Source organism: uncultured Bacteroides sp. (assembly GCF_902491285.1).
Classification (GTDB): Bacteria; Bacteroidota; Bacteroidia; order Bacteroidales; family Bacteroidaceae; genus Bacteroides.
Map to the genome: position 1 here is coordinate 59,616 of NZ_CABUHK010000016.1, position 17,470 is coordinate 77,085.

The following is a 17,470-nucleotide window of genomic DNA, read 5'->3' on the forward strand; positions in this document are numbered from 1 at the left end:
TAGTTTATTGTAATATTATTTGTTTTGTTGTATTGCGCCCATCAGTTTTCTATCTTCACTCCTATCCGGCGCAAGTCCGCCCCCGAAGGATTCTGGAACACCTGTAAGTCAAATTCGGGTATGATGGCAAGCACATGATCGAAAACGTCTGCCTGTATGCCTTCATAAGCAACCCAGACCTTGTTGGCGGAAAAGAAGTAAAGTTCCATCGGAATACCGGTTTCCGTAGGCTGGAGCTGGCGCACCATGCAAGTCATCTCCTGATTGACAGTGGGCAGACTTTTCAGATAGTTGGTCAGGTAAGCGCGGAAGACTCCCAAATTGGTCTGCCGGCGTCCGTTCACCAGTATTGAATTGTCTATATCATGTTCCTTGTTATATTGTTCCACGACTTTTTCCGTTTGATCCACGTAGTCTTTCAACAATTGTATCTTACGATATTTCGCCAACATTTCCGGGGTGCAGAAGCGCACGCTAGTCATATCTATATTGATGGAACGCTTCACACGACGGCCGCCGGATTCCTGCATACCCTGCCAGTTTTGGAATGAGTCGCTAACCAGCAGGTAAGGCGGAATGGTGGTGATGGTATTGTCGAAGTTACGTACTTTTACAGTGTTCAAGGTCACTTCTATCACTGTGCCGTCCGCGCCATATTTGGGCATGGTAATCCAGTCGCCCACTTTCAGCATATTGTTGGCAGAAAGCTGGATGCCGGAGACAAAGCCCATAATACTGTCTTTGAAAACCAACATCAGAACAGCGGCAGAAGCTCCGAGCCCGGTCAGCAATACCACCGGACTTTGCTTGATCAGGATACTGATGATGATAATGGCTCCTATAAAGAAAAGAACCACTTGCGCTGTCTGCAGGAGACCTTTCAATGGTTTGTCTTTATATTGTTCGCGTGCGCTGTATACTAGATAAACGGCAGTAAAAAGCGCACTTACGAAACGCAGGAAGACTGCGAGTATATAAATCATGCAAAGCCTGCGAAGGAAGTCAAGCAGAGCGGAATCCGCATGTTCGGGAAATGCGATAGGAATGGCTATGTAAATCAATATCGGCGCCACCATCCTGCTAAGGTTCACCATCACCTTGTCATTGAATACAATGTCGTCCCAAGTGGCTTTCGTCTGTTTCACCAGTTTGGATACCGTACGCAAAATTATCTTGCGGCAAATCAGATTAGCCAGCAAGGCTACTCCTATGATAAGCAGCAATATGATAAAGTTGTCAATCTTATCCGCCCAGACTTCATCCACTCCCATCGACAGCAAAGCATCATTCACGCCTTGCATCATTGCATTACCGGCGTCTTGAGTATCTCCATCCGCCAATGCAACAGTCACTGTATCAATCACCTCTTTTACTTCTTCCATAAACAATTTTCTCTCTTCTTCTTTTAGTTTGTTATTTCCCTTTTTCTAAATATTCACTTATATCCTGCCTCAGCCAGTCATAGTGGAAAAGCCGCTTGTAGGCTACGTTTTTCTTCAACATTATTTCCACATTCACCTGACTGTTCTGATAGCAAGTCAGTTCGTTCTTGAATTGTTCATTATGTTCGGCCAGTCGTTTAATCTCCTGTTCACGCTCCCGGCGCAACACTGTGCAAACAGGGGTGAGAAGTTTCATTACCACATTGTCCATCACATGATGTCCCTGCATATACAGATAAGTATTATCCGGCATCAAGCCCAATTCTCTCAGTTCAGCCCGTAGTGCATTCACCTGGCTGATGTTACGGGAGAAACGCTTCTTCAGTTCCGACAACTTTTGGTTGACACGCTGCTGTAATGCTTCCAGGCTCTTTTCCGGATGCCTGAGACTTATCTCACGCAAGGCAGTATAGGTGTGGAAGTCGTACATCGGAAAGGTATAGGTATCCCGTTGGCGATAGAACCATATATTCCACAGGAAAAGAGGATATACGATTTCGGAATACTTCTTCAAGTAGGCATTGAAATCAAAGATGAAGCGATCGTTCAATGTAGCTTGCACGCACACTTCATGCAGGCTTTCGGCAAAGCAGTGGTAGTTCTCAATGGCATACGTATAAGTCTGGAAGATATATTTGTTCCGGTTGATTTTACGGGAAGTATTGGTGGCGCCTTGCAGCAGGAAATCATAATCGCTGTCTACGCAGGCTATCAGGCTTCTTCCCAGTTCGGCGGTATTCAGCGTGTTCATGAGCACCATCTTCTTCCCCTTTGCGAGGGAGTTGGCCGAAGGAAGCATCACCTGAAAATAATGCTCGTCATCTTCAAACTCTTCAAGCAGTGTACGCCAGAAAGCGACATCGTCATAGCTTTCCACATAAGCTATGATACGCCGACGGGCCTTCTTCGGATAAAGCTTGTGGGCTGCATTGAAGTATGAAGAAGTCAGGTTGTCTCGTAGTGAAGTTGCCATGCTGATTATTACAAGTTACTAATTACAAGTTATGGTTTCGTCGGGGAACATTCTTTTCCAAACGCATGCTCCAACGAAGTGGATATATCGCTCACTTCCGTCACGGCATCCAGCCAGCCTTCCATGATGACAGCGGGCGAATGGGTAGTCAGGATGATTTGTACATTCGGGTTCAGTTCACGTATCATGGCTATCAACTTTTGTTGCCATTCGATGTGGAGCGAGGCTTCCGGTTCGTCCATAAAGAGTACGCAGTGACTGTTGTCCTGCACGAGCACGGTCAGCAGAATGACAAGCATCTGCTTCTCACCGGAAGAGAGTTTGTAGGGGAATAGCAGTTCGCCGTCCTGATAGAAGGCAATGTCGTTCCGTTTGCGGTCTATCTTCTTGCGTGTATAACTGAAAAGCTCGTCAATCATATCCTGGAAACGGCGTTTGACAATGGACAGGGTGGCTGCTTTACGGCGTTCTTCTTCATCGTCACTGGAAAGCATTTCAATCATTTTATTGCCTATATTGACTTGGTAGTCAAGATAGCGGCGTTGCAGGAGATAGAGTTGCCAGTCCAGCTCGGACTTTACATTCTTATCTGCCATGCGGGCTGTGAAGTCGCCCATTATCAGAGGACGGTCGTAACTCCGGATTACATCATAGGGGATATAGGTCGCTTCGGGATTGTCGAAGAACAAGCGCACTCCGTTCTTCTCATCACTTTTCATTTCGCCGGAGAGTTCTTCGAGATAACCGACGGAACGGTTCAGAATGGTAGTCTTCCCCACTCCGTTGATACCGGAAAGGATATTTACATCGGGACGCAAATCCCATCCTATATTAAAGCGTTCCCATAGCCCGTGGATTTCAATACGACGTATATAATTAGCCTGCTGTTCCATAATATTCTATTTTAATCAAGGCAAATATAAATAAATCATCCGACAAAGCTGCTAGTAAACTCATCAAATTCAGAAAATACAAGAATAAAAAACTACCTTTGCAACCGTTTTCTCCTTTCGTGTGTTATTCTTATTAAAAAATATATCGCAAATCTTATCAGCATGGACAAAAGTAAAAATCTACACGGCCATCTGTTCGCATTGACAGCAAACGTTATGTGGGGATTGATGGCTCCTATCGGTAAATCAGCCCTTCAGGAATTTTCCGCTCTTTCCGTTACGACTTTTCGTATGGTAGGAGCAGCAGCCGCTTTTTGGCTGCTTTCTATTTTTTGCAAGCAGGAACATGTCAACCATCGGGATATGCTGAAAATATTCTTCGCTTCTCTGTTTGCCTTAGTGTTCAATCAGGGAGTGTTTATTTTCGGGCTGTCTATGACTTCACCTATCGATGCTTCGATTGTGACAACGACTTTACCGATTGTGACTATGATTGTGGCGGCTATTTATCTGAAAGAGCCGATTACGAACAAGAAAGTACTGGGGATTTTCGTAGGTGCCATGGGGGCACTTATTCTAATTCTGAGCAGCCAGGCGGGAAGTAATGGTAACGGAAGCCTGATTGGCGACTTACTTTGTCTGGTTGCACAAATCAGTTTCTCTATTTATTTAACCGTATTCAAGGGACTGTCCCAGCAATATTCGGCTGTGACTATCAATAAGTGGATGTTCGTTTATGCTTCCATGTGTTATATACCGTTCTCTTATTACGATATTTCCACTATCCAGTGGACTTCTATCTCTACGATTGCTATTGTACAAGTACTATATGTGGTATTGGGTGGCAGCTTCCTTGCCTACCTTTGCATTATGACTGCACAGAAACTACTTCGGCCTACGGTTGTCAGCATGTATAATTATATGCAGCCGATTGTGGCTACTATTGCTGCCATTATCATGGGAATCGGAAGTTTCGGATGGCAGAAAGGACTTGCCATTGCACTGGTATTCTTAGGAGTATATATCGTGACGCAAAGTAAGTCGAGAGCAGATTTCGAGAAAGCGGGAAGGGAGTTGTGATAGCCTGCAATCATTATTTCAGGTACGAATTACGCGGTTCTTATTCAATCAGAACCGCGTAATCCTTGCCTGAAAAATACCTTTATTCTAATTTGCCAGGATTGTCATTTCCGCACCGGACGCAAAATCCTGCCCGTTCTGCGAACTCAAAGCAGTGAAACGAATATAACGCGCCTTTACAGGCTTGTCAAACATCACTCTCTTCTCCTTTGAATTATTGGCAAAACTACCCTTCTTCACCGGTTCTCCCCATTCTTTACCATCCATGCTGACTTGAATAGAGTAATCCTTGATATTACCGTTACTTCCATTCTGACGCGGCAAATATGTAAAGCCTTTGATTTCCTTCACTTCACCTGCATCAAGGTCTACCCAATGTGGATATTTGGCAACGGTCACCGAATACATCGTATGCCATATCGTGCCGGGGTCACCGTCAACCAAGTTAGCAGCGTCTCCGTCACCAGATTCCTGACTGCTCGCATACACCACCTGCATCTGGATACTTTCTATCTTTTCAAACTTCATTACAGCACTAATATCTTGATTGTCCTTATACCATGCTTTCACAGTACCACCACTACGTAGAGGAATAGGTTCCTTATACTCCTGCACCTTTTTACTACCATCAATCGTATAGCAGAATACGGCATCTTTTCTCGCCGATGTCAACTCTACCATTCCGGCAGGGGTACGTGTAATGGACAAAGGAATATCTCCGGCAGGTGCAACATTAGCAATAGTCGCCAAGTCCTTACCACCGGCAGGCCGGATAATAAAGCCCATATTATGCTGCCCGGCAAACACCCTGTCTTGAACAAGAGGACCACCCTGACCACAACTGTTACCACCCAAACCGGTAACCGCGCAATCCAAATGCAAATAAGTATCACCCGCTTCGGGTAACTGATAAGGATGAGAAGCCAAAATCAAATCAAGAGCAGAATACTGAAGTGCCGAAACAGAAAGACGGTCAGTCGCAATAAACACAGCTCCCTGTCCCTCCTGATTGGTCAGCGCACACCAACGGACATCTTCATGATTGCCCATATCCTGCGGTTTCGGGAAATTCACGAACTCACCCGCCACCGTATTAGTATGTTGCTCGATAAACTGACCGCTCTTACGGTCTGCATAGTTATCAACCGGACCACGGCCATAATAAGTAAAGTTAGCATATTGTTGAGGAACTTTCATCACATAGCCAAGACGGGGCAGAGTCAGACTGGGACGATTGGAAGTGGTGCCGGACTGTAATTCAACAGAACCATCCGGATATACCGTCCACACCTGATTGGTGATAAATTTAAAGTCACTGTTACCAAACACCTTGTCTGTCAGTTCCACAATGCTGTTCTTACCGGAACTTGTTCCACCTTTGATGCTTGCGGCATTCGGTGCCTGAGATTCTACGGTAAAGCTCAACACCATTTTATCACCCTTTTCGCGAGCAGTAAACTCTATCAACTTATGCCTCAGGTTATGCAAGCCATGTTCAAACCAAGGAGCATAGAACCAGTTATCATTGTTAGTGAAGGCGCGAAGCGCATCCAGTTTCGGGCCGTTTCCATCCGCTATAACCGTCTCATCGCCATATTTCAGACAATAAAGACTTCCGGTCTGCAAATCGAACTTCATGTCAAAGCCCTCTCCCTTTATCTCGATTTTCTTCGCATCCGGGTTCATGTGAGTTTTCAGAGTTCCGGCAGCGTTAGCCACTTCGCTGATTAACGGACGTTCTGCGGCTTCCTTAACCAACAGTTGTTCTTCTGCCATCACAAAGTCCTTACCTGCCCAAGGTCTTTGGTCTTTCAATACGAACTGTACCTTTACAAAATATTCCGCATCCTTTTTAAACGCAGTACGGTCATAGGGAAGAGAGATTTGCATCCGCTGGCGGGGAGCCAGGTTTATGTCTTTTTTCAGAGTTGTCCGAATAGCTTTGCCATCCTCATAAACCGACCACATCAAATAATAGTCGTCCGCCAGATTCTTGAAATAATACTTATTGAAGATTTCGAACACGCCTTTTTCAAGGTCTACCGCTTTTACTTCAATATTCTGATAGACCTTCTTCACTTCGTAATACTGCGGTTTCGGTTCCAAATCACCGAATACGATTCCGTTCATCACAAACTGTCCGTCATTGGGAGTATCACCGAAGTCACCGCCATAAGCCAGATAACGCGTACCTGTCTTCGGGTCGTAATTGTACATCGACTGGTCTACCCAATCCCATATGGCACCGCCACAGAAGAAGTTGGTAGACTCCATAGCTTCCCAATAATCAATTAAATTACCGCAAGCGTTACCCATCGAATGGGCATACTCCGAAATATGGAAAGGATATTTGATGTCATATTTCCCTTTGACCGCACCACGTACCCAGCCGATGGACGGATACTGGTTAGAGCCCATATCTACAATATCATTGTTACGCTCATACTGTACAGGACGTGACAAGTCGAACTTCTTCAATGCATCATAAGCAGCCACAAAATTCTTGCCCGGCCCGGCCTCGTTGCCCAATGACCAGATAACGATAGACGGATTATTGACATTAGCATGCACCATTTCCATCACGCGCGCCACGTGCGCATTTTTCCATTCAACCGGATGAGAGAGGGAGGCAGCACCATAATAATATTCATGCGATTCAATATTCGCCTCATCTTCCAAATAAATACCGTACTTATTGCACAGGAAATACCAATAAGGATCATCCGGATAATGTGAATTACGCACATGATTGATATTGGCACGTTTCATCAACATGATTTCCTTTTCCATCATCTCACGGGTGATGGCATGTCCCACCGCTGGATTGGACTCGTGACGGTTTACTCCTTTCAACTTGACAGTTTTTCCGTTGATATAGTAGTAACGTCCTGCAAGCCCGAATTCATCCGCTGATGCAGGCGTATCTTTGATTTCCACCTTACGGAACCCTACAATAGTAGAAACCGTTTCAATCGTCTTATTCTTCTTATCCTTCAATTCGGCTACAAGCGTATAACGATAAGGGAACTCCGCCGACCATTTATTCGGAGCTTTTACATGAAAGACAGTCTGAATCCTGCCCGTTCCGTTCGGTTCAATCTTTTCGATTACGGGAGACAAAACAGCATCCACCAGCGTATTCTCATCAGAGTAAAGTTTGTTGGCATACAATGAATAATACACTTTATAGTTTTTCACCGCTTTCTTATCCAAATTACGGATATCGGCATTGATAGTCAAAACACCGTCCGTATAAGCCGCATCCAAATCAGGAGTAGCAACCAGGTCACGGAAGTGAACTTTGGGAACCGAATACAGAGCTACCGTACGGAAAATGCCCGGCAAACGGAACATATCCTGAGCTTCCAGAAACGACGCGTCCGAACTGCGATACACTTCGGCGGCTACCGTGTTCCTGCCCTTTTGGAGATACGGTGTAATATTAAAGTTGGCAGTGTTGCGTGAATTTTTGGAGAAACCGACATACTTACCATTAACCCACAGATAGAAGAAAGAATCCACCCCATCAAAACTGATGAAGACTTCCCGTCCGTCCCAATCCTGCGGTACATCAAAATCGCGGCGGAACGACCCCACTTCATTACGGGCTTTATACGTAGTCCAGTTAGCAGGCGGAGTGCGCATCACTCCCCCACGCCAGTCGTCCACCTTCACACGATGCTGAAAGATAACCGGCTGATTGACATAAATAGGTGTTCCATACTTCTGACTCCCATCCTTCTGAATACCGTAAATATTCCAACTGGACGGCACCGGGATTACATCCCATGAAGTGACATCAAAATCTGTCTGATAAAAATCCTTCGGACGGGAATCCGGGTCAGGAGCCCAATGGAATTTCCAGTCACCATCAAGCGATTGCCAGAATTTACTGTTCTCTGGCAACACTTTACGTGCGTTTTCCACATCCTGGAATGAAAAGAAATAAGCATGGGGCTGTTCCTTATTCAATGCCAGATTTTCGGGAGATTCCCACTCATTTCCTGCCGGGGCACTCACCGAAGCATACATGAAGCCCTCTAATGGTTGGCCCGCAAAACTTTGCGCTGTGAGGGTGCAGCACAAAAGACCGGTTAACAAGGTTTTGTTCATAAGGTATTTTAGTCGATAAAAATTATTCTTGTCATATGTCTATACTTTTCGCTTTATAATAAATACACACGAAAAGCATATTGTCCCGTATGAACAATGATTTTTTTAACGTATTTTCTCTAGATTAAAGATAAATCATCGAAATAAGTATCAAGCAAGCTCTTGGCAGCAACAAATGAAGTCAGATTACCGCTCAGCACCTGACGTTCCTTTTCCTGAAGCATCGCTTCAATCTTCGGATTATGATAGAAACTGTCACGCAACTGCTCGTTGATGCTTTCATACATCCAATATTTGCTCTGTTCGTTACGGCGATATTCAAAATAACCGTTCTCCTTTACGAAGTCAATGTATGCGTAAACCATGTCCCACACTTCCTTCACACCTATATTATAGAAACCTGAATAGGTCAACACCTGCGGTGTCCAGCCCGATTCGGGGGCAGGAAACAAATGCAGTGCATTACGGAATTGAGAAGCAGCCAACTTGGCGCGTTCCAAATTATCCCCATCGGCCTTGTTTATCACAATACCGTCCGCCATTTCCATGATGCCGCGTTTGATACCTTGCAATTCATCGCCCGTCCCGGCCAATTGAATCAGCAGGAAAAAGTCCACCATCGAATGAACAGCCGTTTCACTCTGTCCCACTCCGACCGTCTCCACAAAAATCTTATCAAATCCGGCAGCTTCACAAAGCACAATCGATTCGCGTGTCTTGCGTGCCACACCACCCAACGAACCTGCCGAGGGGCTGGGACGGATAAATGATTTAGGATGTACAGAAAGCTGTTCCATGCGGGTCTTGTCTCCCAGGATACTCCCTTTACTGCGCTCACTGCTTGGGTCGATAGCCAATACAGCCAACTTCCCCCCTTTTTCGAGTACGTGCAGGCCGAATACGTCTATCGAGGTACTCTTTCCCGCACCGGGAACGCCGCTGATACCTATCCGGATAGAATTGCCGGAATAAGGCAGACACTTCTCTATCACTTCCTGAGCGACAGCCTGATGTTCGGGTTTCACACTTTCCACCAGCGTCACGGCCTGACTCAATATAGTGACATCACCTTTTGTAATACCTTCCACAAACTCAGCTACCGAAAGCTGGCGTTTTTTAGGCTTCCGTTTCAAGTAAGGATTCACAGACGAAGGTTGCTCGATGCCTTTGTTGACAACAAGTCCTTTGTATTCTTCACCGTTTTCAGGATGTTCCATGACAATAAGATTTAGCGTTTGATATTGATTTCGACTTTCGGGCGCATCGGGTCGTTTGTTATCATCAAAATACGTAAATGATGTTTCTTATTACCTACATCACGCTTGCGAATCGTCACTTTCAGCTTCGTCATTCCATCCGGAGGAAGTACCGTTTTCTTCAAGCTCACTCCCACCGATGAATTGAACACCTGCAATTTACTAATAATCAGCGGAGTTTTACCCGCATTGGCAATCAATAAGTCATAGCTTGCCTTTTTCTTCTTAATCAACGGTACACTAAGGTCAATATCCGTTTCCGAGATACGTATGGCAGGAGCGTTCAGAGAATCAGCAGCCGTCATACGTGAGAAGTCGGGAAGAAGAATGGCTGAAACAGGAATTTCGTTATCTTCGCTCACCTTGTCGCCGGAGAAACGGGAAAGGTAGACAGAAGTCTGTGTCAATCCGTAATCTTTCAACTGGCTGGCGTCCAACGTCAACTTGACCGTTCCTTTCTTTCCTTTCAGCAGGACTTTCGGTTCCGCTTCCATCTTCAGATAAGGGGGCAAATGCATCAATACCGGTTCGTACGGACGGTCGGACAAATTGGCTATGCTGAAAGTCAACGAAGGCTGCTGCCCATGATAAACATCAGGGAAAGCAAACTCGTCACGATCCAAACGGATATTTCCGATAGCGTAAGGAAGAGTCTTTGCATAATCCTTCACTTCCTGCACCACCTCTCCGGTAAACTTCAGGTAGACCAGATTCGGAGTGGCATTGCTGTATATCCCGACCGACTTTTCAAAACGTCCCAGCGCCTTCGCGTCAAAAGAAGCCTTTACCGTTCCTTTCGCTCCCGGAGCAATCGGCTCCTTCGTCCAGTCGGCTACGGAGCAGGCACAGGAAGTGGTGACATTGGTAAGTACCAACGGCTGGTTACCGGTATTAGTGATTGTATATTCCACCGTCACCGGACGTTTCCACTCTATTTGTCCGAAGTTGTGCGTCTCTTTATTTGAAGAGATACGGGGTTGGGCAACGGCTGCCAGAACGACAGTTAGTAGAAAAAATATAGATAGTAAACTACGTTTCATGCGATACATTTTATTTTGGTGCACAAATGTAGGTGTTTTAGATGAGATATTGGTCGGATTGAAAGGATTATTAACGGTGAACGCCAAACGTTCACCGTTAATAAATAATTATTTCACTTCTACCGTCATCGAAGCGGAATGTGAAGCATATTCCGGTGCATAGGCACACTGCATCGTTGCCAGTCCCGTTTCGTAAGTTCCTGCGCGACTGACACGATAACTATATTCAAGTACATACACTCCCTTTCCAAGATGGTCAAAGAAGAAGTTGGTGGCGGCATCCTTGATGTCCACATAGTAGCCGATTCCGTTATTCCAGCGATAACCGGACACGCTGCCGATGGGTTCGAAACAAGCACCACGCTGGTCTTTCAACTGTACGAAGTCCATTGCACGGTCTGCACGGATACTCAATCGGGAGACAACCTTATCGCCCACTTGAAGCACTGTCTTTGACGTGATCGGTTGCAGTTGCGGCATACCATTCACCATACGTTCCACATATAGTTGTTTCTGTACATTCAACTCACCTCCTTGTTGCTTCACATCCTTGACCGATGATTCGTATTCCGCATAAACGGCTCCCCAGGCAATCCCCGGCTTTCTCTTTTCCACTTCAATCTTGCGGGCATCCACTACATTCTTCTGTGTGAACGAACGTTTGATATATCCCAGTCCCGGAACGGTAGTCTTACTCGGACTAACCGTCTCCAACACTTCATCGGCAATCACAATCCGCACATCGCCCTGATTGTCAAGCAAATCAGTGCCTTTCATCAACAATGCATATACCGCGTCCGCTGTAGCTACCGGAGAGTTCCACTGCTGTGTCTGCTTCTGCTTCAACAGCCAGAGTTTCATTTCTTCTACCGTCTCCGCATTGCCGCCAATCAATTCCAGTGCTTCCATCACATCCACATGAGCCTGCATTTTCATTCCGCCCCATGTGTAAGGATTCTCGTTGAAAGCGAAGAACATACCCTGCTCATCAGTCTTTGTCAGATGCTCTTTCAAGGATGCGGCAAACGCCTGCGCCTCTTTCTTATATCCGGCCTTGTCAAGTACGATAGCAGCGACAGCCTTAGTATTCATCGAAGCTGACGGAAGCAGTTCTTTTACCTTGGAGAGATAATAAGCATAAGCTGCTTTATTCGTTGCAGGAACCTGCTCACCGGAAATTGCGATGATATACAGATATTGCAGGATACCACTTGAGACTCCCGTGAACTTCACTCCTTCTTTCTGTGCTTTCAGAATGTTCTTGTATTCTTCCAAAGCCGACTGGTGGAGATATGTCAAGGCATTAGTCTGCAAGGTTAGTGCGGTTCCATTCAACTTCTCGCCAGTCAACAAAGCAAGACGGGCATTCAGTTCCGCAATATAAGCAGTGACATAATTACTGCCGTTCATCCCTTTATACCATGACCACGCACCGTCAGAACGCTGTAATTCCTGTAATCTTGTCAAGGCGGCGATATTGTTGCTGCGGATATTGTTCAAATCGAACAGTGTAGCGATACGTTCTTTCTGCTGCTCTTCGGTCTGTGCTGCGAGCACCCACGGTGATTCGGACAACAGGATGTTCTTCACTTCCTGATTCTTTTGCAGATTGCTGAGGAACGTTTCTTTCGTACCACCTTGAAGTTTCCAGCTATCGAACACAGCCTTGATACGCGGCTGGCTATTCATTATATATGAAGCCAATGTATTCGCATAATAAGCAGTAGCCCACGAAATAGCATTATTATTGACCGGAAGGCTCAATGAAGGCAATGCTTGAATAGCATACCAGGCAGGATTTCCGGTAAACTCAATCGTCAGCTTACGGTCGGTTGCCGTTTTACTATGTTGATTGAACAGGCTGTCGAGAGAGAAAGTACGGGTTTCTTCTCCACGTACAGGCATCGGCAGGGTTTCTACCAGATGCTCTTTGTTGCCGAGTACCGGAAGCAGTTGTTGTTCTCCATCACTGAATGTGCCACTATCGGCTATCATCCGGCATCCCAGTATCCCGTATTTGTCACTTACGGCAAACATGAAGTTCACCCCGATCGTCTTTCCCGCTTCAACAGAGAATTTCTGTTTCTGTGTGCTGACTACCTTTTCCGTCATCGGGTCGAAAAGAATCATGCTTACTGTTCCCGCTTGCGGCTTGCCTGTCATGTTGGAGATAGAAGCAGCAATGGAGGTCTTATCCCCTACACGCACAAAACGCGGCAGATTAGGAGTCAGCATAAATTCCTTACTGGTGATGGCTTCACCGTCCAGTGTTCCTGTCAACATTCCCTTCGTATGGGAATATCCGCGGAAATTCCAGCGTGTCAGACTTTCGGGCATGGTGAATGAGAAGGAAATCTCTCCTTGCTCGTTGGTACGGAGTTGCGGATAGAAGAACGCTGTTTCAGCAAGATTCGTACGCAGGTCGGCAGGAGCTTCGGGGAGAGATTCTCCCTCGAAGGATGTACCCGATTTACCCACTATTCCTGTTTGTCCCCAACCAGCCGCAAATTCCACATCATCAGAAGCTTCGGAAACTAAAGCCGGCACATATTTCAGTTCTACCGCATTGCTCCGGCTTGTCACACTTCCTGTCATCATCCCCCTCTTATATGTAGCCATTCCTCTAATCACCACTCCATCAGCTATCGACTCGGATATTGCATATACATTTCCTATACCTGACTGTATCACAAAATAGTCATATGCCATCGCAGGCACTTTCAGATACTTATTATTCCACCAATAATTGAACGAATTATTTCTGGAATACCCGCTCATCCAATTAGAATAAGGTAATACCTGATTATAGTAAACTTGGAAATCCTGCCGGCGGTTCCATATCTTATCCAACGAGGCATCATACATTGTTGCCAGCATTTCCGCATCGGCTGCTCGTCCTTGCGGTGTCTTAATCGTCAGTTTCCATTCTTCCTTTTGTCCGGGACGCAACTTGTCACGGAACACCTCCCACTTCATCGTCAATGTCTTGTCCGGCAAACGCTTCTTCACCTGAACCTGTTCCTGATATACCTGTCCGTCTCTTACCATGCAGAAATTCACGAAGATACCGTCGCCATAACTGTCCCGATACGGATACTGAAAACGTACAATCGTATCAGACAAGTTCAGCGCCTTGCTTTCCAACAGCTTATCACCGCAGAATACATTCATCATCACATAAGCATCCTTTTCCGAAGTTCCGAAACAGAACACTGCCGGATGTGTTGCATCAAATTGCGTATTCGGTGCATAGAACCATACGGTGGACTGAACAGGCGGACGTTTATCTGCTTCGGAGAAAAGAACAGTATTATCATCTGCCGTCACTTCCTTTCCCCGGTTATCTTTCACCGATGCTTTCAGTACATACGCTCCCGACGGAATCTTCTCCCAGTTGAGCGTCATCTCCTCATTGGAAGTAAATGTTCCCGTCGCAACCGGACTCTCGCCCAAATCTTTAAAATCTTTATCTTTCGCAGAATACAAGGCATAGTTTCCTTTCACTTCCACAGGCTGCCCGTTCAGATTCTGTGCTTTAAACACGATGCTGAACGGCTTGTCCTTGCAAGTCTTTTCCTGCAACTCCATCTGCAAAACCAACGAACGGCTACCCGCTGAAATCACGTCTGTAGACGATTGCGTTTCACCCGCCACATTGGTAGCGGTAGCTTCAACGGAATAACGATAGTAGATCTTATCATTATTCTTATAAACGTCACTTTCCTCCAGACGAACCGGTATCGTGAATTCCCCATTCCCGTCGGCAGTCACCTCGCCGGAAGCAATCTGCGCAGATTCCGAGATTCTCCAGAAACTGTAAACAGAACGTTTCACCGTATATTTCACCGGAAGGTCTTGGAGCAACACGCCGCTATAAGATTGAACCTTACCTTTTACCTGTACCTCATCGCCAAGTTTGTAACTTCCCGTTTGCTTTTCAAAAGTTATGTCGAATGTCGGACGTTTATAATCTTCCACACGGATATTCGTCCTGCCGTCTCCTGCCGTCAAAGAAAACATTCCGTTCAGACAGGCCGAAGGCAATGCAAAATCAGTAGTAAAGGAACCGAATTCATTGGTACGTACCGATTTCTGTCCCACTTCCTGATTATTTGCGTCCAATAAAACGACTGTGTAGTTCTTGTTCGGAAGCACGTTTGCCGTATCCGAGTTCTGTGTATAGGCAATACCTTTCACATACACTGTCTGACCGGGACGGTACAGAGAACGGTCGGTCAACAACGTCATACTTTCAACCACCTTGTTTTCATCACCATAATATCCGAAACTTCCGCCGTAGATGCCTTGCAGCTTCATGGCTGTATCCATGCCTTTCGAGGCTTTCAGATACCGGTATTCGGACTTCCAGGGGAATACGACTTTGCCGTCTTCTCCTGCCGTAAATTCCTGCAACGCTTTCTCTGCATTATTATACAGGGTGATTTTCACATTGGGTACAGGATACCCGGTCTGTCCGTCCAATACCGCCACTTCATATTGCTTTCCGGGCAGACGGCACGTCAGCACTTTGAAACGTGTCACGTTGAAGTTGCTTTCGCTATCCCTCTTCGCACGAATATCCGGTACGATACGCATCACATAAGAGCCGAGGTCGGGAGCCTTGAACGTGAACACGGTATCTTGTGTACGGTAATCTTTCGGACGAAGAACGGAATAATGCTGCTCTTTCACCAGTTTTTTCGCCTGATACAGCCGTACGGTAAAACCGTCCAGATTCTTATGGGAGACATTCAGCTTTATGTCTTCATCCGGGAAAGCCTGACTCGCTGCCCTGACGTTCAACGAAGGCGCTAAAACCTCTTCCCGAAGATTCTTCAGGGCATTTATCCTGTGGTAATCCGGATAAAGGCGAATTGCCTCATCACAGAGTTGCAGGGCATTGATTTGCTGTTCTTTCTCAATGGCGTAGTGTGCTTGCGCCAAATAGACTTCCGCACTTACAGGCTCCGAAGCGAACTTACTTTTCAATGTATTCAACGCTGTCAGGAACGTATCTTCAGTCAATCCCGGAAGCCCTTCCTGAATTTTGGATGGAACCGCGTATCTATCCGCATTACGTCTCCATTCCAAATAGTTGAGTGTAGTCAAGATATACCCTTCTTTCAGCCCGGCAGCCTTATAGGCGGCTATCATGTTTCCATAGATTTTTATAATATCCTGTTTCACAGGAGAAGGCATGATATCATTAAAGCCGCTGCGTTCCAATCTCTCTATCCGATTCAAAGATTCTATGCCACGGGAAGCCAGTAGATGATACATATCATGGTGATAATATTCGCTAGTCTCACCCAATTCAACAAAAGGAATGTAACTACGTGAGGAGGTTTTGAGTAACAATACCGAGTCTGCCAACGCTTCCTTTACATTTGTCCGCACTTTTTCCACGAACATATTTGCCGTCCATTCGCGCATATCCGTGGAAGGGGCTTCACCTACGATTTCTGTCCTTTGCCGAAGTTGCCATTGGTTATTGGAAGCATAATCCGCATAGATTCCTGCTATCAAAGAATGTAATATAGCACGATCCATAGGTTGGTCTGTCCGCTTCGCCCATTGTTCCAGCCCTTTCAGACCGACATAAAAACTGTCGGGAGTCAAAACCTCCTGAGTTTTCATCCGCCACATATAGGCTTTCAGCATTTGAGCGGAGTTTTTTTCTTTCTCTCCTTTCTGATAAATTCCGTCAATCAATTTGATTACCGTTTTAGGCAAGCTCTTCTTTTGTGCCTGCTCTACTTCTTTCCATAATTTGTCGAAAGTTTGTGCCTGCACCGCCGGAATCACTCCCAGCCAAAACAGCACCATCATACAAATCTGCTTTATTTTCATAATCCTTCCAGTTTAAGTTCGCTATAAGTCTCACTGTATAAATAACAAAGTAAAGAAATAAAGTTTAAAGAATCATCTTTTTTTGAATAAATATAATAGATTTGTGCTATCACGACAGTGATTATGACAACTGTGATTGCGAGAATTAAAAACAAGACTTTAGGATGTTCCTTCCAGACAATGAAGCATTATTATCACAATAATATATGTACGTGACATCTCTCTCCCTACAATAAAAAAAATAAAAACAAAACTGTCACCTGTCACCATTCCCTATTTAACAAATTGATTTTTAAGCATTAACAGTGTGACAGCATCCGGTGACAGCACTGCGATGGCACTGTGACGGCAATCATGCTGTCACAAAGACAAAGTCGCATATTCATCGTAGTGCCTTGGCATCATATAGTCAGTATCAAGGCACGAAACAAATGGTTCCCCTACGTGACACTTTTGTTCCCATTACCCGAAACTTTAGTTTCAAGCGTTTGAAACTAAAGTTTCCATTGCTTGGAACCATTAGTTTCTCACCGATGAAACAATAGTTTCACACCGTTGGAACTACAGTTTCATAGAAAGGAAACTAATTGGGCTGTAAGCATCCTGAAGACATTGTGCCTATATCTAAAAGAAGTGGGGATAGCGTTTTCAAACGTATCCCCACTCTAAACTTAGTTAATGTACCTTTTCTCATTTTTCAATTCTGTATCCCCATGCAAGCATTTCGTTACGACCTATTTCACTGAGGATTTTTCTTACTAAAGAACTCATTTTCTTTGCCATAATCTTTAAACCTTTTAAATTACTAATTCCTGAAAACTAA

At 45.3% G+C, this 17,470-nt stretch carries 8 protein-coding genes; 1 reads left to right on the top strand and 7 read right to left on the bottom strand.

The features are described from left to right. Positions 1 to 41: 41 nt before the first annotated feature. The 3 genes from RDN93_RS06195 to RDN93_RS06205 are packed head-to-tail and all read right to left on the bottom strand — an operon-like array spanning position 42 to position 3,308. Complete coding sequence (locus tag RDN93_RS06195; RefSeq protein WP_308744689.1) at positions 42 to 1,382, bottom strand: mechanosensitive ion channel domain-containing protein; 1,341 nt, start codon at positions 1,380 to 1,382, stop codon at positions 42 to 44. A 31-nt stretch (positions 1,383 to 1,413) separates the two neighbouring features. Continuing rightward, positions 1,414 to 2,415: a DUF4435 domain-containing protein gene (locus RDN93_RS06200; RefSeq protein WP_308744690.1), complete on the bottom strand. Its 1,002-nt coding sequence runs from the start codon at positions 2,413 to 2,415 to the stop codon at positions 1,414 to 1,416. Positions 2,416 to 2,444: 29 nt separating this feature from the next. Further along, positions 2,445 to 3,308, bottom strand: coding sequence for an AAA family ATPase (locus tag RDN93_RS06205; protein ID WP_308744691.1), 864 nt, complete (start codon positions 3,306 to 3,308; stop codon positions 2,445 to 2,447). 162 nt (positions 3,309 to 3,470) lie between these two features. On the opposite strand from RDN93_RS06205, the gene RDN93_RS06210 reads away from it, so the two are divergent. Then, positions 3,471 to 4,388: a DMT family transporter gene (locus RDN93_RS06210; RefSeq protein WP_308744692.1), complete on the top strand. Its 918-nt coding sequence runs from the start codon at positions 3,471 to 3,473 to the stop codon at positions 4,386 to 4,388. An 87-nt stretch (positions 4,389 to 4,475) separates the two neighbouring features. On the opposite strand, the gene RDN93_RS06215 is transcribed toward RDN93_RS06210, so the two are convergent. The 4 genes from RDN93_RS06215 to RDN93_RS06230 all read right to left on the bottom strand — a co-directional run bounded on the left by RDN93_RS06215 (position 4,476) and on the right by RDN93_RS06230 (position 16,647). Further along, the gene (locus RDN93_RS06215; RefSeq protein WP_308744693.1) at positions 4,476 to 8,501 is read right to left on the bottom strand and encodes a glycoside hydrolase family 2 TIM barrel-domain containing protein; all 4,026 of its coding nucleotides are present in this window, start codon (positions 8,499 to 8,501) and stop codon (positions 4,476 to 4,478) included. A gap of 119 nt (positions 8,502 to 8,620) precedes the next feature. Next, positions 8,621 to 9,718: a methylmalonyl Co-A mutase-associated GTPase MeaB gene (gene meaB, locus RDN93_RS06220; RefSeq protein ID WP_308744694.1), complete on the bottom strand. Its 1,098-nt coding sequence runs from the start codon at positions 9,716 to 9,718 to the stop codon at positions 8,621 to 8,623. Between the two features lie 11 nt (positions 9,719 to 9,729). Continuing rightward, the gene (locus tag RDN93_RS06225; protein WP_308744695.1) at positions 9,730 to 10,797 is read right to left on the bottom strand and encodes a DUF1573 domain-containing protein; all 1,068 of its coding nucleotides are present in this window, start codon (positions 10,795 to 10,797) and stop codon (positions 9,730 to 9,732) included. A 108-nt stretch (positions 10,798 to 10,905) separates the two neighbouring features. Continuing rightward, positions 10,906 to 16,647, bottom strand: a complete 5,742-nt coding sequence (locus tag RDN93_RS06230; protein ID WP_308744696.1) for an alpha-2-macroglobulin family protein — start codon at positions 16,645 to 16,647, stop codon at positions 10,906 to 10,908. Positions 16,648 to 17,470: the final 823 nt, after the last annotated feature.